At 58.1% G+C, this 14,868-nt stretch carries 14 protein-coding genes and 1 tRNA gene; 8 read left to right on the top strand and 7 right to left on the bottom strand.

What is annotated here, in order from left to right; genetic code table 11:
- Positions 1–16 precede the first annotated feature (16 nt).
- The 6 genes from HZS81_RS07305 to HZS81_RS07280 all read left to right on the top strand — a co-directional run bounded on the left by HZS81_RS07305 (position 17) and on the right by HZS81_RS07280 (position 6,974).
- Positions 17–1,432: an ethanolamine ammonia-lyase subunit EutB gene (locus HZS81_RS07305; protein ID WP_179929905.1), complete on the top strand. Its 1,416-nt coding sequence runs from the start codon at positions 17–19 to the stop codon at positions 1,430–1,432.
- Positions 1,422–2,258, top strand: coding sequence for an ethanolamine ammonia-lyase subunit EutC (gene eutC / locus HZS81_RS07300; RefSeq protein ID WP_179929904.1), 837 nt, complete (start codon positions 1,422–1,424; stop codon positions 2,256–2,258). The genes HZS81_RS07305 and eutC overlap by 11 nt, the downstream gene beginning before the upstream one ends.
- Before the next feature lie 118 nt (positions 2,259–2,376).
- Entirely contained in the window at positions 2,377–3,813 is a 1,437-nt protein-coding gene (gene eat / locus HZS81_RS07295; RefSeq protein ID WP_179929903.1) for an ethanolamine permease, read from the top strand.
- Between the two features lie 85 nt (positions 3,814–3,898).
- The gene (locus HZS81_RS07290) at positions 3,899–4,393 is read left to right on the top strand and encodes a CIA30 family protein (RefSeq protein WP_179929902.1); all 495 of its coding nucleotides are present in this window, start codon (positions 3,899–3,901) and stop codon (positions 4,391–4,393) included.
- Positions 4,394–4,464: 71 nt separating this feature from the next.
- Entirely contained in the window at positions 4,465–6,231 is a 1,767-nt protein-coding gene (gene aceK / locus HZS81_RS07285; RefSeq protein WP_179929901.1) for a bifunctional isocitrate dehydrogenase kinase/phosphatase, read from the top strand.
- 29 nt (positions 6,232–6,260) lie between these two features.
- Complete coding sequence (locus tag HZS81_RS07280) at positions 6,261–6,974, top strand: SIR2 family NAD-dependent protein deacylase (RefSeq protein ID WP_179929900.1); 714 nt, start codon at positions 6,261–6,263, stop codon at positions 6,972–6,974.
- A 4-nt stretch (positions 6,975–6,978) separates the two neighbouring features.
- On the opposite strand, the gene bioA is transcribed toward HZS81_RS07280, so the two are convergent.
- Genes bioA through bioB form a run of 6 tightly spaced genes read right to left on the bottom strand, consistent with a single transcriptional unit; the run spans position 6,979 to position 12,657 of the window.
- Positions 6,979–8,250: an adenosylmethionine--8-amino-7-oxononanoate transaminase gene (gene bioA / locus HZS81_RS07275; protein ID WP_179929899.1), complete on the bottom strand. Its 1,272-nt coding sequence runs from the start codon at positions 8,248–8,250 to the stop codon at positions 6,979–6,981.
- Positions 8,247–8,936, bottom strand: a complete 690-nt coding sequence (bioD, locus tag HZS81_RS07270) for a dethiobiotin synthase (protein ID WP_179929898.1) — start codon at positions 8,934–8,936, stop codon at positions 8,247–8,249. The genes bioA and bioD overlap by 4 nt, the downstream gene beginning before the upstream one ends.
- On the bottom strand, positions 8,933–9,736 hold the full coding sequence (locus HZS81_RS07265; RefSeq protein ID WP_179929897.1) for a methyltransferase domain-containing protein: 804 nt from the start codon (positions 9,734–9,736) through the stop codon (positions 8,933–8,935). The genes bioD and HZS81_RS07265 overlap by 4 nt, the downstream gene beginning before the upstream one ends.
- On the bottom strand, positions 9,733–10,455 hold the full coding sequence (locus HZS81_RS07260) for an alpha/beta fold hydrolase (protein WP_179929896.1): 723 nt from the start codon (positions 10,453–10,455) through the stop codon (positions 9,733–9,735). Before HZS81_RS07260 ends, HZS81_RS07265 begins: the two co-directional genes overlap by 4 nt.
- Positions 10,437–11,609, bottom strand: coding sequence for an 8-amino-7-oxononanoate synthase (gene bioF / locus HZS81_RS07255; RefSeq protein WP_179929895.1), 1,173 nt, complete (start codon positions 11,607–11,609; stop codon positions 10,437–10,439). Before bioF ends, HZS81_RS07260 begins: the two co-directional genes overlap by 19 nt.
- Positions 11,596–12,657: a biotin synthase BioB gene (gene bioB / locus HZS81_RS07250; protein ID WP_089704289.1), complete on the bottom strand. Its 1,062-nt coding sequence runs from the start codon at positions 12,655–12,657 to the stop codon at positions 11,596–11,598. The genes bioF and bioB overlap by 14 nt, the downstream gene beginning before the upstream one ends.
- 185 nt (positions 12,658–12,842) lie before the next feature.
- Between bioB and HZS81_RS07245 the strand changes: the two genes are divergently transcribed.
- Positions 12,843–12,929 (top strand) — tRNA-Leu (locus HZS81_RS07245).
- A gap of 64 nt (positions 12,930–12,993) precedes the next feature.
- On the opposite strand, the gene HZS81_RS07240 is transcribed toward HZS81_RS07245, so the two are convergent.
- Positions 12,994–14,022, bottom strand: a complete 1,029-nt coding sequence (locus tag HZS81_RS07240) for a tyrosine-type recombinase/integrase (RefSeq protein ID WP_179929894.1) — start codon at positions 14,020–14,022, stop codon at positions 12,994–12,996.
- Positions 14,023–14,415: 393 nt separating this feature from the next.
- Here HZS81_RS07240 and HZS81_RS07235 point away from each other — a divergent pair, with 393 nt between their 5' ends.
- The gene (locus tag HZS81_RS07235; RefSeq protein ID WP_179929893.1) at positions 14,416–14,763 is read left to right on the top strand and encodes a hypothetical protein; all 348 of its coding nucleotides are present in this window, start codon (positions 14,416–14,418) and stop codon (positions 14,761–14,763) included.
- Positions 14,764–14,868: the final 105 nt, after the last annotated feature.

The following is a 14,868-nucleotide window of genomic DNA, read 5'->3' as shown; positions in this document are numbered from 1 at the left end:
AACAAAGGAAGGCTCCATGGCGAAGACTTATCACACCACGGTGGGCAGCCGCCGCTACCGCTTCGTGAGCCTGGCCGAGCTGATGGCCAAAGCCACCCCGGCTCGAGCCGGCGACCGCCTGGCGGGGGTGATGGCAGACACTGCCGAGGAGCGGGTGGTCGCCCAGATGGCCCTGGCAGAACTCCCGCTGACCACCTTTTTAAACGAGGCGTTGATCCCCTACGAAGCGGACGAAATCACCCGGCTGATCATCGACACCCATGACGTTGAGGCCTTTGCGCCCATTCGCCACCTCACCGTGGGCGATTTTCGCAACTGGCTGCTGTCTGACCACGCCACCAGCGACGTGCTGGCCCAGGTGCGGCCGGGGATTACCCCCGAAATGGCCGCTGCGGTCAGCAAGCTGATGCGTAATCAGGACCTGATTCTGGTGGCCAAGAAGTGCCGGGTGACCACGGCGTTTCGTAACACCATCGGCCTGCCGGGAAGACTCTCCACACGCCTGCAGCCCAATCACCCCACCGACGACGTCACCGGCATTGCCGCCAGTATTCTCGACGGGCTTTTGTACGGCAGCGGCGACGCGGTGATTGGCATCAATCCGGCCACCGATAATGTCACCCAGAGCGTCAAGCTGATGCGCCTGATGGACGAGGTGATCCAGAAGTATCAGATCCCCACCCAGTCCTGCGTGCTCACCCACGTCACCAATACGCTGGAGGCGATCGAGCAGGGCGCGCCGGTGGACCTGGTTTTCCAGTCAATCGGCGGCACCGAGGCAACGAATCGCAGCTTTGGCTTCGACTTGAGCATCCTGGCCGAAGCCGAAGCGGCGGCGCAGTCGCTCAATCGCGGCACGGTGGGCCGCAACGTGATGTATTTCGAAACCGGCCAGGGCAGCTCGCTCTCCGCCGATGCCCACCACGGGCTCGACCAGCAAACCTGCGAAGCGCGTGCCTATGCCGTTGCACGCAAGTTTCATCCCTTGCTGGTGAACACTGTGGTGGGGTTTATCGGCCCCGAATACCTGTTCGACGGCAAGGAAATCACCCGCGCCGGGCTCGAAGACCACTTCTGCGGCAAGCTGCTGGGCGTGCCCATGGGTTGCGACGTCTGCTACACCAACCACGCCGAAGCCGACCAGAATGATATGGATAACCTGCTGACGCTGCTTGGCGTGGCGGGCTGCAACTTTGTAATGGGCATTCCCGGTTCTGACGACATCATGCTCAACTACCAAACCACCTCCTTTCACGACGCGCTCTACGCACGGCGGGTGCTGGGTTTGAAAGCAGCGCCGGAATTTGAGCGCTGGCTTGAAGAGATGCAGATTTTCCAGGATGTCAGCACCCACCGGCTCAACGACCAGCTTCCGGCCGCCTTTGCCAACAGCCTGCGCCACCTGCCGAAGGAGCCACATCATGGCGCATAACGAACCAACGCCCATTGTGGTGGAGAACCCCTGGGAGCGGCTGAATGCCTTTACCGATGCGCGAATTGGGCTTGGTCGCGCGGGCGTTAGCCTGCCAACCAGCAAACACCTTGCCTTTCAGCTGGCGCACGCCCAGGCGCAAGATGCCGTTCATTGCGCGCTTGATGGCGACAGCCTAGAAGCAGCGCTAACCGACACGCTTGGGCTCACCACATCGCCTATTCGCCTGCACAGCCACGCTCAAGGCCGCGCCATGTATTTGCAAAGGCCCGACTATGGCCGCCGCCTTAACGAAGAGAGTCGCGAACACTTGCAGCAAGCCGCGGCTTCTCAGCAGCACTATGACTTGGCGGTGGTGATTGTCGATGGCCTTTCTGCCCTGGCGGTGCAGCAGAACAGCGCGCCGTTTCTTAGTGCGCTCCATCAGATGCTGAACAACGATGCTACCGACTGGCAGCTCGCGCCGTTAACGATGATTGAGCAAGGGCGTGTGGCGATTGGCGATGAGGTGGGCTCGCTGCTTAACGCCGATGCCGTGCTGGTAATGATCGGCGAGCGGCCGGGGCTCAGCTCGCCGGACAGCCTCGGGCTGTATATGACCTGGGCGCCGGAACCAGGCCTCAGGGATGACCGGCGCAACTGTATTTCCAACGTGCGCCCGGCGGGGCTGACGGTCGAGGAGGCCGCCAGGCGCTTCTGCCTGCTGCTGAAAGATGCTCGCCAGCGAAAGCTGTCGGGCGTGCAGCTCAAAGATCGCAGCGAAGAAGACGTACTGGAAGGCGACGCAGCGCAAGGCTCTACACGTAACTTTTTAGTGGCCGATTAACGAAACAGCCTCAAAAAGCTAAGCCCCATAACAACGGTCACATAACAACATGGAAAAACGTAGGTAAAAAAGCACGCCGCTTGCGACGACTACGTTCCACACTGAAAAGGGTAAAACGATGAAACAACCTTCTGTCGATCAGGCGTATCTGGCCAAACGCCAACTGCGTAAGGGCACTGCAGGCTGGCTATTGCTAGCTGGGCTTGGGGTGTCTTACGTTATTTCCGGTGATTTCGCCGGTTGGAACTTTGGTATTGCCGAAGCAGGCTGGGGCGGTTTTGCGATTGCCGCTTGTTTAATGGCGCTGATGTATCTTGCGCTAGTGCTTTCACTGGCAGAAATGTCGGCGGCAATTCCGGCTGCGGGCGGTGGCTACAGCTTTGCCCGCCAAGCTATGGGACCAGCAGGCGGCTACTTAACCGGGCTTGCGGTGTTGATTGAGTACGCTCTGGCCCCGGCCGCCATCGTTATTTTTATCGGTGCGGCGGTGGAGTCATTACTGGGGATTAACGGGCCGCTGGTTTACATGATTTTCTACGCGGTGTTTATCGGTATTCACCTAGCGGGCGTAGGGGAAGCGCTAAAAGTCATGATGGTGATTAGCGGTTTGGCGGTGTTTGCTATTCTGGCCACCGCCGTGGCGCTAATAGGCAGTTTTGACGCCGCCAACCTGTTCGATATTGCGCCTACCGACGCAGCGGGTGCGAGCACTTTTATGCCGTATGGCTGGTACGGCATCTGGGCGGCGCTGCCGTTTGGCATGTGGCTGTTCCTGGCGGTGGAAGGTGTACCGCTCGCGGCGGAAGAAGCTAGGGACCCGGCGCGGGATATGCCTAAAGGTATTATCGGTGCGATGTTGTTCTTGCTGTTTACCGCACTATTAGTCGTGGTGCTGCTGGCGGGGGCAGCGGGCGCTGAAGTGATTGGCCAAAGTGGCGTGCCGCTGGTGGACGCACTGAACACAGCGGGCAATCCGACGCTGGCGACCCTGGTGAATGTATTGGGCCTGGCCGGGCTGATTGCCTCCTTCTTTTCGATCATCTACGGCTACAGCCGCCTGGTCTTTGCGCTTTCCCGGGCGGGGTATCTGCCCAAGCCGCTCTCCTTGACCAGCGGGCGCAAGGTGCCCCACCTGGCGCTGATCGTGCCTGGGGTGTTCGGCTTTTTGATGTCACTCAGCGGCGAGGGCGACTTGATCCTGGGCATGGCCGTGGTGGGCGCCACGATCTCTTACGCGCTGATGGCGCTGAGCCATATCATGCTACGCGTCCAGCAGCCCGACCTGCCGCGTCCGTATAAAACCCCCGGTGGTGTGTTCACATCGGGCATCGCGCTGCTGCTGTCACTGGTCGCGCTAACGGGCGTGTACGCCTTTGATCCCCGCGCCTTTAATTACACTATCGTGCTGTTTATTGCCGGGGCGGCGTACTTCTTCCTCTACAGTAAACACAAGCTGGTGGCGAAAACCGCCGAGGAGGAGTTTGCCCTGGTGGAGGCATCGCCTGAAGAGCTGGAGCCCGGTCAAGCCGAATCACCGGCCGCCGCTAAACTGTAAGCGGGCCGCTGATTGGTCTACCGTGATAACCCCCCGGCTAAAGTGCCGGGGGTTTCTTGTTTATACACAGTCGCGAGGTGGTCGAATGACGTTGACCTTCGAGGAAGCAGGCGAACAGCAGCGCTGGTATGCTGTCGATGACGGCGTAATGGGTGGCGAGTCACACAGTACGTTCAGCGTGTCGGACGAAGTGGGGCGTTTTCACGGCGACGTGTCGCTGGATAACGGCGGCGGCTTTGCCTCGGTGCGCCGCGAGCCCAACGGGTTTGAACCCACGCTCACGGATGCCAAGGGCATCGCCTTGACCGTGCAGGGGGATGGGCGCACCTATCAGTTGCGCTTGAAAAGCACGTCACTGGGCGACGCCTCCGCTTATCGGGTGAAGTTTACGCCGTCTCAGGATCGCTTCGAGACACTTCATTTTCCATGGCACGCCTTCGAAGCCGTGCGGCGCGGCACGGTGTTAAACGATGCGCCACCCCTCAAGCCCTCGGACCTCACCCAGGTGGGGTTTTTGATCGCTGATCGAGCCGCAGGGCCGTTCTGCTTGCGCGTTGCTTCATTAAAGCCACTCAACTGAATACCCACCAAGGTCGCCTCGTATGTCGTCGCACAATCGTGGAAGCTAGGGAAAACTTAGAGGAGTCTGTTGTGAAACTGTCACCCGCTTACCGCTTGGCCACTACCATTTTGCACGGCTTTGATGAATACCGCGCCCGCTTTAAAGATATTACACAAGACGCTAGCCGACGCTTTCGTGACGCGGCGTGGCGTGAAGCGCAGCAAGCCTCGGCCGAGCGTATCAACCTCTATGAAGAAAAGGTGGGGGTGACGCTTGCACGAATGCAGCGCACCTTCGATCACGACGTGCTCTCCCATTGTGAGTGTTGGCGCGAGGCCCGCACCCACTACGCGGACCTCATCAGTCAGCGGCTTGACTACGAGCTTTCAGAAACGTTTTTTAACTCGCTGTTCTGCTCTATTTTTCATCATCGTCACATTCGCAATGACTGGATGTTTGTCTATAGTTCGCGAGACAGTGCCGCGCACCACTCAGGCATTGAGTTGAGTCGACGTCAGCCAGTGAATGGCGATTGGCAGAGCGCGTTGCGCTGGGCGCTAGAAGAGGCGCCGTTTGAAAATCCCTTCACCGATATACACCGCGATACGCAGCTAGGGGCGGAGTTTTTAGAAGCAAACTTGCCTGATGCGATTAAGCATGCGCCTGATACTGAGATTGAGCTGCTTAAAAACGTTTTTTATCGCAACAAAGGCGCTTATCTCGTCGGGCGGATTTATGGGGGTGGCGAGCAGGTGCCGCTAGTGCTGCCGGTACTGCATGGTGAGGGTTTTGGTGAGGAAAAAGACGCCGACTCACGCCTGCACCTTGATACCGTGCTGATTGAGTCCGACGAAGTCTCGATCATTTTCTCGTTCACCCGCGCGTATTTTCAGGTCGAGGTCCCGGTGCCAGGGGAGTTCGTTGCCTACCTGCAGGAGCTGATGCCGCAAAAACCGGCGGGGGAGCTCTACGCCTCGATTGGCTTTTTCAAACACGGTAAAACCGAATTTTTCCGCGCGCTCAATCGTCAGGTCGCCAAGCGTGAAGATCAGTTTATTATCGCCCCCGGGGTGCGCGGCATGGTGATGGCGGTGTTCGTACTGCCCTCGTTTCGGACGGTGTTCAAAATTATCAAAGATAAATTTGATCCCACCAAAGAGATGAGCCGCGAAAACGTGCGCGAAAAGTACCGGCTAGTCAAACGCCACGACCGCGTTGGGCGCATGGCCGATACCCAGGAGTTCTCCAACTTTATCGCCCGCCAAGATCACTTCTCGCCGGAGTGTCTGTCGCACTTGTTGGAAGTATGCCCCTCCACGGTGTATCTCAAAGATGACAAAGTGATCATCAAGCATTGCTATACCGAACGGATGATGACGCCGCTGAATATCTACTTGGAAGAGTGCAGCGAAGAAGAGAAACCCACCATCCTCAAAGATTACGGCAACGCGATTAAACAACTGGCGGCGGCGAACATCTTCCCCGGCGATATGTTGCTGAAAAACTTCGGCGTCACGCGCCACGGTCGCGTGATTTTCTACGACTACGACGAAATCTGCTATTTGACCGAATGCAATTTCCGGCACATCCCAGAGGCGCTTTACCCCGAGCAGGAAATGTCCAGCGAGCCGTGGTACTCCGTCGGGCCTAACGATATTTTTCCGGAAGAATTTGGGCCGTTTCTTTTCGCCAATATGGAACTGCGTAAGCTGTTTTATCAGCTGCATCCAGAACTTTTTGACGCGGACTACTGGCAGGGCTTGCAGCAAGCGATTATTGATGGCCGGGTGATCGATGTGTATCCCTACCGCAACAAGCAGCGCTTTGCAGGCAGCGCTGGGCAGTTAGTATATTAAGTGCTGCAAAAGCCAAGCGAGGGGGATACATGGCAAACACGCCGCATCTTGTGGTGTTTACCGGCTCGGGCATTAGTGCCGAAAGCGGGATTAAAACCTTTCGCGCCAGCGACGGGTTATGGGAAAACCATCCGGTCGAAGATGTCGCCACGCCTAGTGCCTGGCGGCGCGACCCTGAGCGGGTGTTGGATTTCTATAACCTACGCCGCGAGCAAGTCCGCAAAGCGAAACCCAATGCCGCTCACAAGGCATTGGCCAGCCTGGAAAAAGAAGGCTTCAAGGTAAGTATCATTACGCAAAATATCGACGATCTACACGAACGTGCCGGTTCCCGGCATGTGTTGCACTTGCACGGCGAGATTCTAAAAGCGCGCTCCAGCGTCGATGTGCGGATGCAATATCCCTTGCCGAAAGGTGGTATCGAAATCGGCGATTTGTGCGATAAAGGCAGCCAGTTGCGCCCGGACGTGGTGTGGTTTGGTGAGTCGGTACCGCTATTTCCTGATGCCTGCGATCTCGTCGCCGAGGCGGATTTCTTGCTCGTGGTGGGCACATCGCTCGCCGTGATGCCCGCTGCCTCACTCTTGAGGCATGTGGATGACGATACGCCTTGTGCGGTAGTCGACCCCAACGCCGATGAGCTAAGCCCTGCTGGCGTGCTGGCAATCAATGCCTCGGCGGGAGAGGGTGTGCCCGCCTTGGTGAATCAGTGGAAGAAACAGGGCAACTTGCTACTGCCCTAGGTTTTTAGCGTGCTAAAAACCATGCCTTCATTACGTCGGTAATTTGGGTCATTTCACTTTCAGAGGTGATGTAGGCGGGCATGGTATACAGCCAGCGGCCGATGGGCCTTAGCCACACGCCCCGCTCGCGGGCAAAGCTGCCCACGCCTTTCAGCGCCTCGGCGGAGTGCGCTTCAATCACGGCGGTGGCACCCAGTACGCGCACATCAGCCACGGCGGGGTGGGCATTAAGGGCACCATCGTCGAGCAGCTCGCGGCTAAGAATTCGGCTGAGCGCGGCGATTTTGCCCAGATAATCCTCTTCCTCAAACACACGCAAACTTTCCAGTGCCACGCGACAGGCCAGCGGATTACCCATAAACGTAGGGCCATGCATAAAAGCATGGTGTTCGCTATCGCCGATAAAGGCGTCGTGGACGCGATCCGTGGCCAGGGTGGCGGCGTGGCCCAAATAACCGCCGGTCAAACCTTTAGAGAGCACCATGATATCCGGCGTGACGTCCGCATGGTCGGCGGCAAACAGTTTTCCCGTGCGGCCAAAGCCGGTGGCCACTTCGTCAAAAATCAGCAGCACACCAAACTCATCACACAACGCCCGCGCGCCGCGCAGATAGTCCGGCGAGGTCATATTGAGCCCGCCCGCCGCTTGTAGCAGCGGCTCCATGAGTAGCGCTGCGATCTCGCCATGATGGTGCTCAAGTACGTCACGCAGAGCACTGAGATCGTGGTCTACCTGTGGCGGCGTGGCGTCAAACGGGGCCGTGGGCGCCGGGGCGAAATGGTGCTGGGGCAGCAGGCTGGCGAACAGGCCATGCATGCCTTCTTCCGGGTCGCAGACTGCCATGCAGCCGGTGGTATCACCGTGGTAGGCCTTCATCAGCGAAAGCATTTTTTGCTTGCCGGGGTGGCCGGTGAGCACTTGATATTGCAGGGCCATTTTCATGGCCACTTCCATGCCCACCGAACCGCTGTCGGAGTAGAACACATGATTCAGCCCGTCCGGAGTGATTCGCACCAGCTCATGGGCTAATTGATCGGCGGGGTTGTGGGTTAGGCCGCCGAGCATCACATGGCAAAGCTCACCTGCCTGCTCACGAATAGCCGCGACTAGCCGCGGGTGGCTGTAGCCGTGAATTATGCACCACCAGGAGCAGGTGGCATCCAGCAAACGCTCGCCGCTCTCAAGCACAAAATGAACGCCGTCACCGCCCACCACTTTGGGTGCGGGCGTTTGGGTTTTTAAGTTCGCATAGGGGTGCCAAACCGGCGTGTTCATAACGGCTCCAGAGAAAGATAGGGGTGGGCAGCAGCAGCGTTGGGGGCATCAAGGTGGGGGATTACGCCCAAACAGGGGGCTGCGAGTTTGGCGTTTAGATGCGCAATGTTGGCCTCAAAGCGGGCTGTGTCAGCGGCAAAGGCGGGATCTACCACGCTACCCACCCAGCCCGCCAGCGTCAGGCCGTCGGCGATAATAGCTTCCGCAGTGAGTTGTGCATGATTAAGACAGCCCAGTTTAAGCCCGACGACCAGAATGACTGGCAGGCGCAGGGCGCGGGGAATGTCGCAAAAATCCTCACGTTCGTTGAGCGGTACGCGCCAACCGCCTGCCCCTTCAATCAGCGTTAGATCACGCGGTGTGTGGTTAAGTGTTTCGCGTAAAATATCCGTGATAACGCCGATATCCAGCGGCCGGCCTGCCTCTATCGCGGCTAAATGGGGCGCAATAGCGGGCTCAAAGGTGATTGAGTTAACCGTGGTGTAGGCGACCGGCGGAACGCTTTGCGCTTGCAGGGCCAGGGCATCGCTATTGCGCAGCCCCTCAAACGTCGCCTGGCTACCCGAGGCGATGGGCTTTAAGCCCAGCGTGCTGAGCTGCTGGCGTTTGGCGGCGTACAGCAACGCACTGGTGGCCAGGGTTTTGCCTGCATCGGTATCGGTGCCGGTGACGAAATAGACGCTCATGCCGATTTTTCCAGCTGCAGGGTAAAGCAGTGGTAGCTGACGGGCAGGCCTTGTGCTTCGCGAAGGGTTTCAAATCGCTCGCGGGCGTTTGCCACCTCTGCGCGGGTAATCCGGGCGTTGGGTCTTGCCACTTGGGCGCCTACTCCCTTGATGGAGGCCATCACGGCTTTTAGGTCGGGGTAGTAAAACGTGCGCCACTGGGCAGACTGACGCAGCAATCTTAGCCCGCTATTGATTACGGCGCGCTTCAGCTCGGCGGCGCTAGGTGTGGTGAGCAGTGCCTCCGGGCGCTGCCAGGCATCGGCGACTTCGCTAAGCGTGCCGGGCAGCAGCGTGGTGATATACGCTTGACCGGTATCGCTAAGCACGCGCTGTATTTCACCCATCACCGCGTCAATGTCGGGGCACCATTGGATCGCCAGGTTGGAAAACACCAGATCAAAACGTTGCCCACTAAACGGCAGTGCGGCGGCATCGCCTTGCTGCCAGTGGATAGTGTCGCCATAGCGCTGGCGCGCCTCCTCCAGCATCCCGGGGGCTAGGTCCAGGCCGGTAAGTCGAGCGCTGGGGTAGCGTTTCGCCAGCCGCTGAGTCCAATAGCCGGTGCCGCAGCCCAAGTCCAAAATGTTCAGCCCCGCAGTGTCAGGTAAGTGGTTCCAGAGTGTTGCGCCGATATGTCGCTGGGCGCTAGCCAAGGCATCGTATTGCGGGGCTGCCCGGGAAAAAGCGCGGGCAACGTTTGCCTGCCAGCTAGACGTCACTGGGCAGCGCAGCGCTGGGGTCGCTGTGGTGGTGCTCACACTAGCTCCTTAGCGGCGAACGCTGATGCTTGCTCAGCCAAGACGGTGGCCAGCCGTGCCGGCTGAGAGAGCATGGGGCAATGGCCGCTGTGGGTAAGCGGCACCGCCTGAGCATGCTGGCTGGCGCCAATCAGGGGGTCGTGCTCTCCGATCAGGCGAATCACTGGGCAGGGCGCCTGTTGCAAACGCTGGGTATTATCCACATTGGCAAGCCAGTCAAGGCCTTGGGATAGCGTAGTGTGATCGGCGCTGGCGTGGTCGCCGAGGAGCGCGCGCAATTGCCGGTGGGCGTGGCGTGGGTTGGGCTCACCCTGGGCCTGCCAGCGTAAAAAGTGCTGCCAGGTGATATCTGGCTCCCGGGTAAAGGCCCGGCGGAAGCTGGCAAGTTCGCGCTCGCTAACGCCGTCATCGCTACAAAACCGCTCGCCTGCGCCAATCAGCAAAAGACCGCGCGGCGCTGGGAGCTGATCGAGTAGCGCGGAGGCCAATAGCCCGCCCAGCGACCAGCCTACCCATACGGCATCTTCGGGAAGTTGATCGGCCATGGCGCTGGCAAGCTGTTCGAGTGTAGCGTTTTCGGGCAATGCCGGTGTATTGCCATAGCCCGGCCAGTCAACTGACTGCGCTTCTATATGCTCGGGCCAAAAGTCATCGAGCGGTTGCCAGATGCGCCTATCCACGCCCCAACCTGAAAGCAGTATTAAGCGGTGGCGTGGCATGCGGCCTCCTCGCGCTGACAACTGTTCAGCCCTTCCAGCAAGCGGTTGATGTCGCTGTGGCTATGTTTGGCGCTAAGCGTAATGCGCAGGCGTGCCTCACCGTTGGGCACCGTGGGCGGGCGAATGGCGCCGACGTAAATACCTTGCTGGGCGAGCCTGGCAGCCCAGGTCATGACGCGGGTCTCGCTGCCGAGTAGCAGCGGCTGAATGGGGGTAGCCGAATCGCTAAGCGGTAGTCCCAAGGGCAGCGCCGCACGGCGAAAGTAGGCGATGTTGGCGTTTAGCTGGGCGCGGTGTTCCGGCTCTCCCTGAACGATCTCTAGCGCTTTAAGGGTGGCGGCGGCAATCGCCGGGGGCTGGGCGGTGGTGTACACATAGCTGCGTGAAAACTGAATCAGATGATCGATTAACTCGGCATCCCCGGCCACAAAGGCGCCCGCCGTGCCCAGCGCTTTGCCCAGGGTTCCCACCAGAATCGGCACGTCCTGGCTAGTGACGCCGCCAGCACAGCCACTGCTGTTCTCGCCCAGCACGCCGACGCCATGGGCATCGTCAATCATCAGCCAGGCGTTGTGCCGCTGGCTGACGTGAGCAAGCGTGGCGATCTCGGCGACATCGCCATCCATGCTAAACACCCCGTCGCTGACCACTAGCTTGTGCTGGCGCTCACTGCGCTCCAGCAGGCGGGCGAGATCATTGCTGTCACGGTGATGATAGCGCCGTGAGCGAGCACCGCTTAGCGTCGCGCCATCGATTAACGATGCGTGGTTTAGGCGGTCTTGAAAGATAGCCGTATGGCGGTCAGCCAGCGATTGCAGCACGCCGAGATTGGCCATATAGCCGGTGGAAAACAACAGCGCACGTTCGCGCCCCGTCCACTGTGCCAGGGCGTCTTCCAGTGCGTCATGAACTTCCAGGTGGCCGCTGACTAAATGCGAAGCGCCTGCACCCGCACCGTAACGGCGCGCGCCTTCTGCTTGGGCTTCGCAGACGCGAGGGTCTTGGGCAAAACCCAGGTAGTCGTTGCCGGCAAAGTCGAGAGCGGAACTGCAAGAGCCGCTTGCTACTACCTGCCGAGTTCGCCAACGATGTGCCTGTTGGCGATCAGTACGGGCATCGGTTAAGCGTTGTTGCCACGCTTCAGACACTGGCATCCACCGCTAGCTCGGCGACGCGCTCGGCGTTTACCTGCTGCTGGGCCTGTTGGGCGAGGCGAGCCGCTTCAGCATCATCGCTTTCGCAGGTCTCGATCTTTTCAGGGTGTAGGCCCAGCTTGGCAAACAGGGCACGGTCGCGATCGGCCTGGGGGTTGCCGGTTGTTAGCAGTTTATCGCCATAGAAAATCGAGTTGGCCCCGGCCAAAAACGCTAACGCCTGGGTCGATTCATTCATTTGCTCACGACCCGCGGAAAGCCGCACGTGGCTTTGAGGCATCATAATGCGGGCCACCGCAATGGCGCGGATAAACTCGATAGGATCCAGATCCTCAACGTTCTCCAACGGCGTGCCGGGCACCTTGACCAGCATATTGATCGGGACGGATTCGGGATGCGGCGAGAGCTTGGCCAACTGCTGCAAGAGCGCGCTGCGATCCTTGGGGTCTTCTCCCATACCCAGAATACCGCCGGAGCACACCTTCATGCCCGCTTCGCGAACGGTGGCCAAGGTATCCAGTCGGTCGCTGAAGGTGCGGGTGGTGATGATTTCACCGTAGTAATCGGGCGAGGTATCCAGGTTATGGTTGTAGTAATCGAGCCCTGCGGACGCCAGGCGGCTGGCCTGGTCGCCATCAACCATGCCCAGGGTCATACAGGTTTCAAGCCCTAAGGCTTTGACCTGGCGAACCATCTCTTCCACCAACACCAGGTCTTTATCCCGGGGGCTGCGCCACGCCGCGCCCATACAAAAACGGCTCGCGCCCGCCTCTTTTGCCGCCTTGGCTTGCTCGACGACTTTTTCAATTTCCAGCAGCTTCTCTTTTTCTAGTTGGGTATTGTAGTGGCCGGATTGGGGGCAGTATTTGCAGTCTTCCGGGCAGGCGCCGGTTTTAATCGACAGTAAAGTAGAAACCTGCACTGCGTTAGCGTCGAAGTGGGCGCGGTGAACCTGCTGGGCTTGGAAGAGTAAATCGTTGAACGGCAGCGCAAAAAGCGCGTTAATTTCGTCAAGCGTCCAGTCGTGGCGTTGGGTGGCGGTGGTCATGGGTAAACCTTAATGATTTTGAAAGTTGACGAGACTTTATCGACGTTGCCTTTTTGTTGTCAACTTGGTTTTTCCATACAGTTTACGTTAGTGAGGTTAGGCTGAGTGCATCGGCGCTTTTATCCTTGTCAGCGTCACCAATGTGATTGACCTTGAAGGCAAAATACGTATAATACCCAGCCATTGCCGGTGTGGCGGAATTGGTAGACGCAGCGGATTCAAAATCCGCCGCTGTAAAAGGCGTGCCAGTTCGAGTCTGGCCACCGGCACCACTTTAGATTTCAGGGGCTTAGGCCCCTATTTTTTTGTCTAAACGTTGGCTCTTGGCGGCCTCATTTAGTGGGTGGTCGCAGTTTGGTCGCAGATAGCCGCGCCAAACGCTCCATTAAGGCTCGGCAATTTGCTGCCGACCGCGTCCAATCCTCCGTCAAAAATGTGGCTGTAACGGCTGGTGACCAGCAGGCTCGAATGCCCCAACAGGTCGCGCACCGTCGTCATGTTTTCACCCGCCTGAGCCAGCAAACTTGCGTAGCTGTGGCGCAGGTCGTGAAAGCGGAGATCCTCGCGCCCAATCGCCTTGCGGGCTGCACCCCACGTCCAACGCAATGTGTACTTATCGCTGGCAAACGGCAGATCTCGCAGCCATGGTTGCGCATCTTCCGGCACCGGCACTACTCGCGTTTTGCCGTTCTTGGTTTGATCTGGTCGCAGCAGAATGCGACCGCCTTGCACGTTAGACGGATCCAGCGAAAGCAGTTCGCCTTGGCGTAGGCCTGTCAAAGCCGCTAAAGCGATCAGCTTTTTATCGTCGCCGCGTTTATCGGGTATGGCCTGCAGTAGCCGCTGCAAGTCACCCACAGCCAGATAAACGTGGCGCTCGTTTTTCGGGTTGGGTTTTTTCAGCTTGTCGCCAAGCGGACGGTCTAGCCACTCCCATTCCCGATACGCCAAATTGAGCACGCGCTTCACAATCTGAATGTGATTATTGATCGTGCTCTGGCTCCTGCCCTTCAATTTGAGATCGCGCGCCATCCTGCGCGCTTTGTCGACCGTCTCCATCCCTAGCAACACATCCTCGCCCATGTACATGATCACTGGCCGGATCGCCTTGATCTGACTGCTCACGTCATACTCATCTATCCAGCGTTCAACGGCCTCAAGAAACGTGCGCCGTGGCTGACGACCCATTGCCTCACCGTTAAACCGGGCATCGTTCAATGCAGCCCGGCGGGCTGTGGCGTACTCTTTCGCTTGCCGCTCGCCCTCGCGTGTGCCTTCAAACGAGCGTTGATGTCGTTGACCGTTGTGCGTTTCCGTAACGATCCAGCGCTCGCGTTTTTCCCTGAATCTGACTGTGATTCCCATTTTGGCTCCTCAATGTGAGGGCCGCGCTTGCAGCGCGAAGCATAGCCCTCAACCGCCTCTTTCTCAAACCGTACTGCGGTACCGATCTGGAGGAATCCGATGCTGTGCTTGTTGCTATATACCCAGCTCAGGCTCATACCTAGCCTTTCTGCGACTTGTTCAGGCCGCATTAGCGCTCCAGCCATCATCTGCCCCTTGATTCGTTGTCTTGATGGCCAAATTTTCGCAACATGCTGTAAGACCTACACCGTCGCTGCTTAATCTGCTTTAAGGATTAGGTTTTGATCTTGACTAAGGTTGGGTGATTGTGGTAGCAGAGTTGACAGGAGAGGGTATGAGCGCTGAAGCTCACTGCACATTGGCCTGACTATTAGGTAGGAGTAAGGTGAAGTGGTGACTGTAGATTCTTGGCAGATAATTTATGATCAAGCAGGTGATCTTGTTGATGCTATGTTACATGAGCAACCGAAAAGTGAATTTGACGCGATTGATTTTAACGATGCAATAAATAGTAAAATAGAGGAAATTATTTGGCGGGGAATCGAACCCGAAGAAGATTGGTCTGTAACTATACGGCCAGTTAAGATAGGAAGTAAGCTTGATGATAAAATCGAAGAGCACTTCCAAATTGCCTTGCGTCAGGGGGTATTCGTTCGTCTGCTTTACGAAGGTGATATGCGAAGAATAATAAAACATTACACTGAAAGTTCACAGTCGGGCGAATTGTTCCTGAATTCATAGAATAACTGCAGCACTTTGGATCATACGGTAGAGGCAGGAGGGCCAGCAGCGGTACCCTCTCCGCCTTACCGACCAAAGTGAAGCAGAGTATGGGATACCGACAAC

It is taken from the genome of Vreelandella salicampi, from assembly GCF_013415105.1.
Taxonomy (GTDB): domain Bacteria; phylum Pseudomonadota; class Gammaproteobacteria; order Pseudomonadales; family Halomonadaceae; genus Vreelandella; species Vreelandella salicampi.
The sequence above is the reverse complement of the archived record's forward strand: the minus strand, read 5'-3'. Positions and strand labels throughout refer to the sequence as shown.

Bases quoted from the DNA above. Each gene is read 5' to 3' on its own strand.
- HZS81_RS07305 (WP_179929905.1), top strand. From the start codon at position 17: ATGGCGAAGACTTATCACACCACGGTGGGCAGCCGCCGCTACCGCTTC.
- eutC (WP_179929904.1), top strand. From the start codon at position 1,422: ATGGCGCATAACGAACCAACGCCCATTGTGGTGGAGAACCCCTGGGAG.
- eat (WP_179929903.1), top strand. From the start codon at position 2,377: ATGAAACAACCTTCTGTCGATCAGGCGTATCTGGCCAAACGCCAACTG.
- HZS81_RS07290 (WP_179929902.1), top strand. From the start codon at position 3,899: ATGACGTTGACCTTCGAGGAAGCAGGCGAACAGCAGCGCTGGTATGCT.
- HZS81_RS07280 (WP_179929900.1), top strand. From the start codon at position 6,261: ATGGCAAACACGCCGCATCTTGTGGTGTTTACCGGCTCGGGCATTAGT.
- bioA (WP_179929899.1), bottom strand. From the start codon at position 8,250: ATGAACACGCCGGTTTGGCACCCCTATGCGAACTTAAAAACCCAAACG.
- bioD (WP_179929898.1), bottom strand. From the start codon at position 8,936: ATGAGCGTCTATTTCGTCACCGGCACCGATACCGATGCAGGCAAAACC.
- HZS81_RS07260 (WP_179929896.1), bottom strand. From the start codon at position 10,455: ATGCCACGCCACCGCTTAATACTGCTTTCAGGTTGGGGCGTGGATAGG.
- bioF (WP_179929895.1), bottom strand. From the start codon at position 11,609: ATGCCAGTGTCTGAAGCGTGGCAACAACGCTTAACCGATGCCCGTACT.
- bioB (WP_089704289.1), bottom strand. From the start codon at position 12,657: ATGACCACCGCCACCCAACGCCACGACTGGACGCTTGACGAAATTAAC.
- HZS81_RS07240 (WP_179929894.1), bottom strand. From the start codon at position 14,022: ATGGGAATCACAGTCAGATTCAGGGAAAAACGCGAGCGCTGGATCGTT.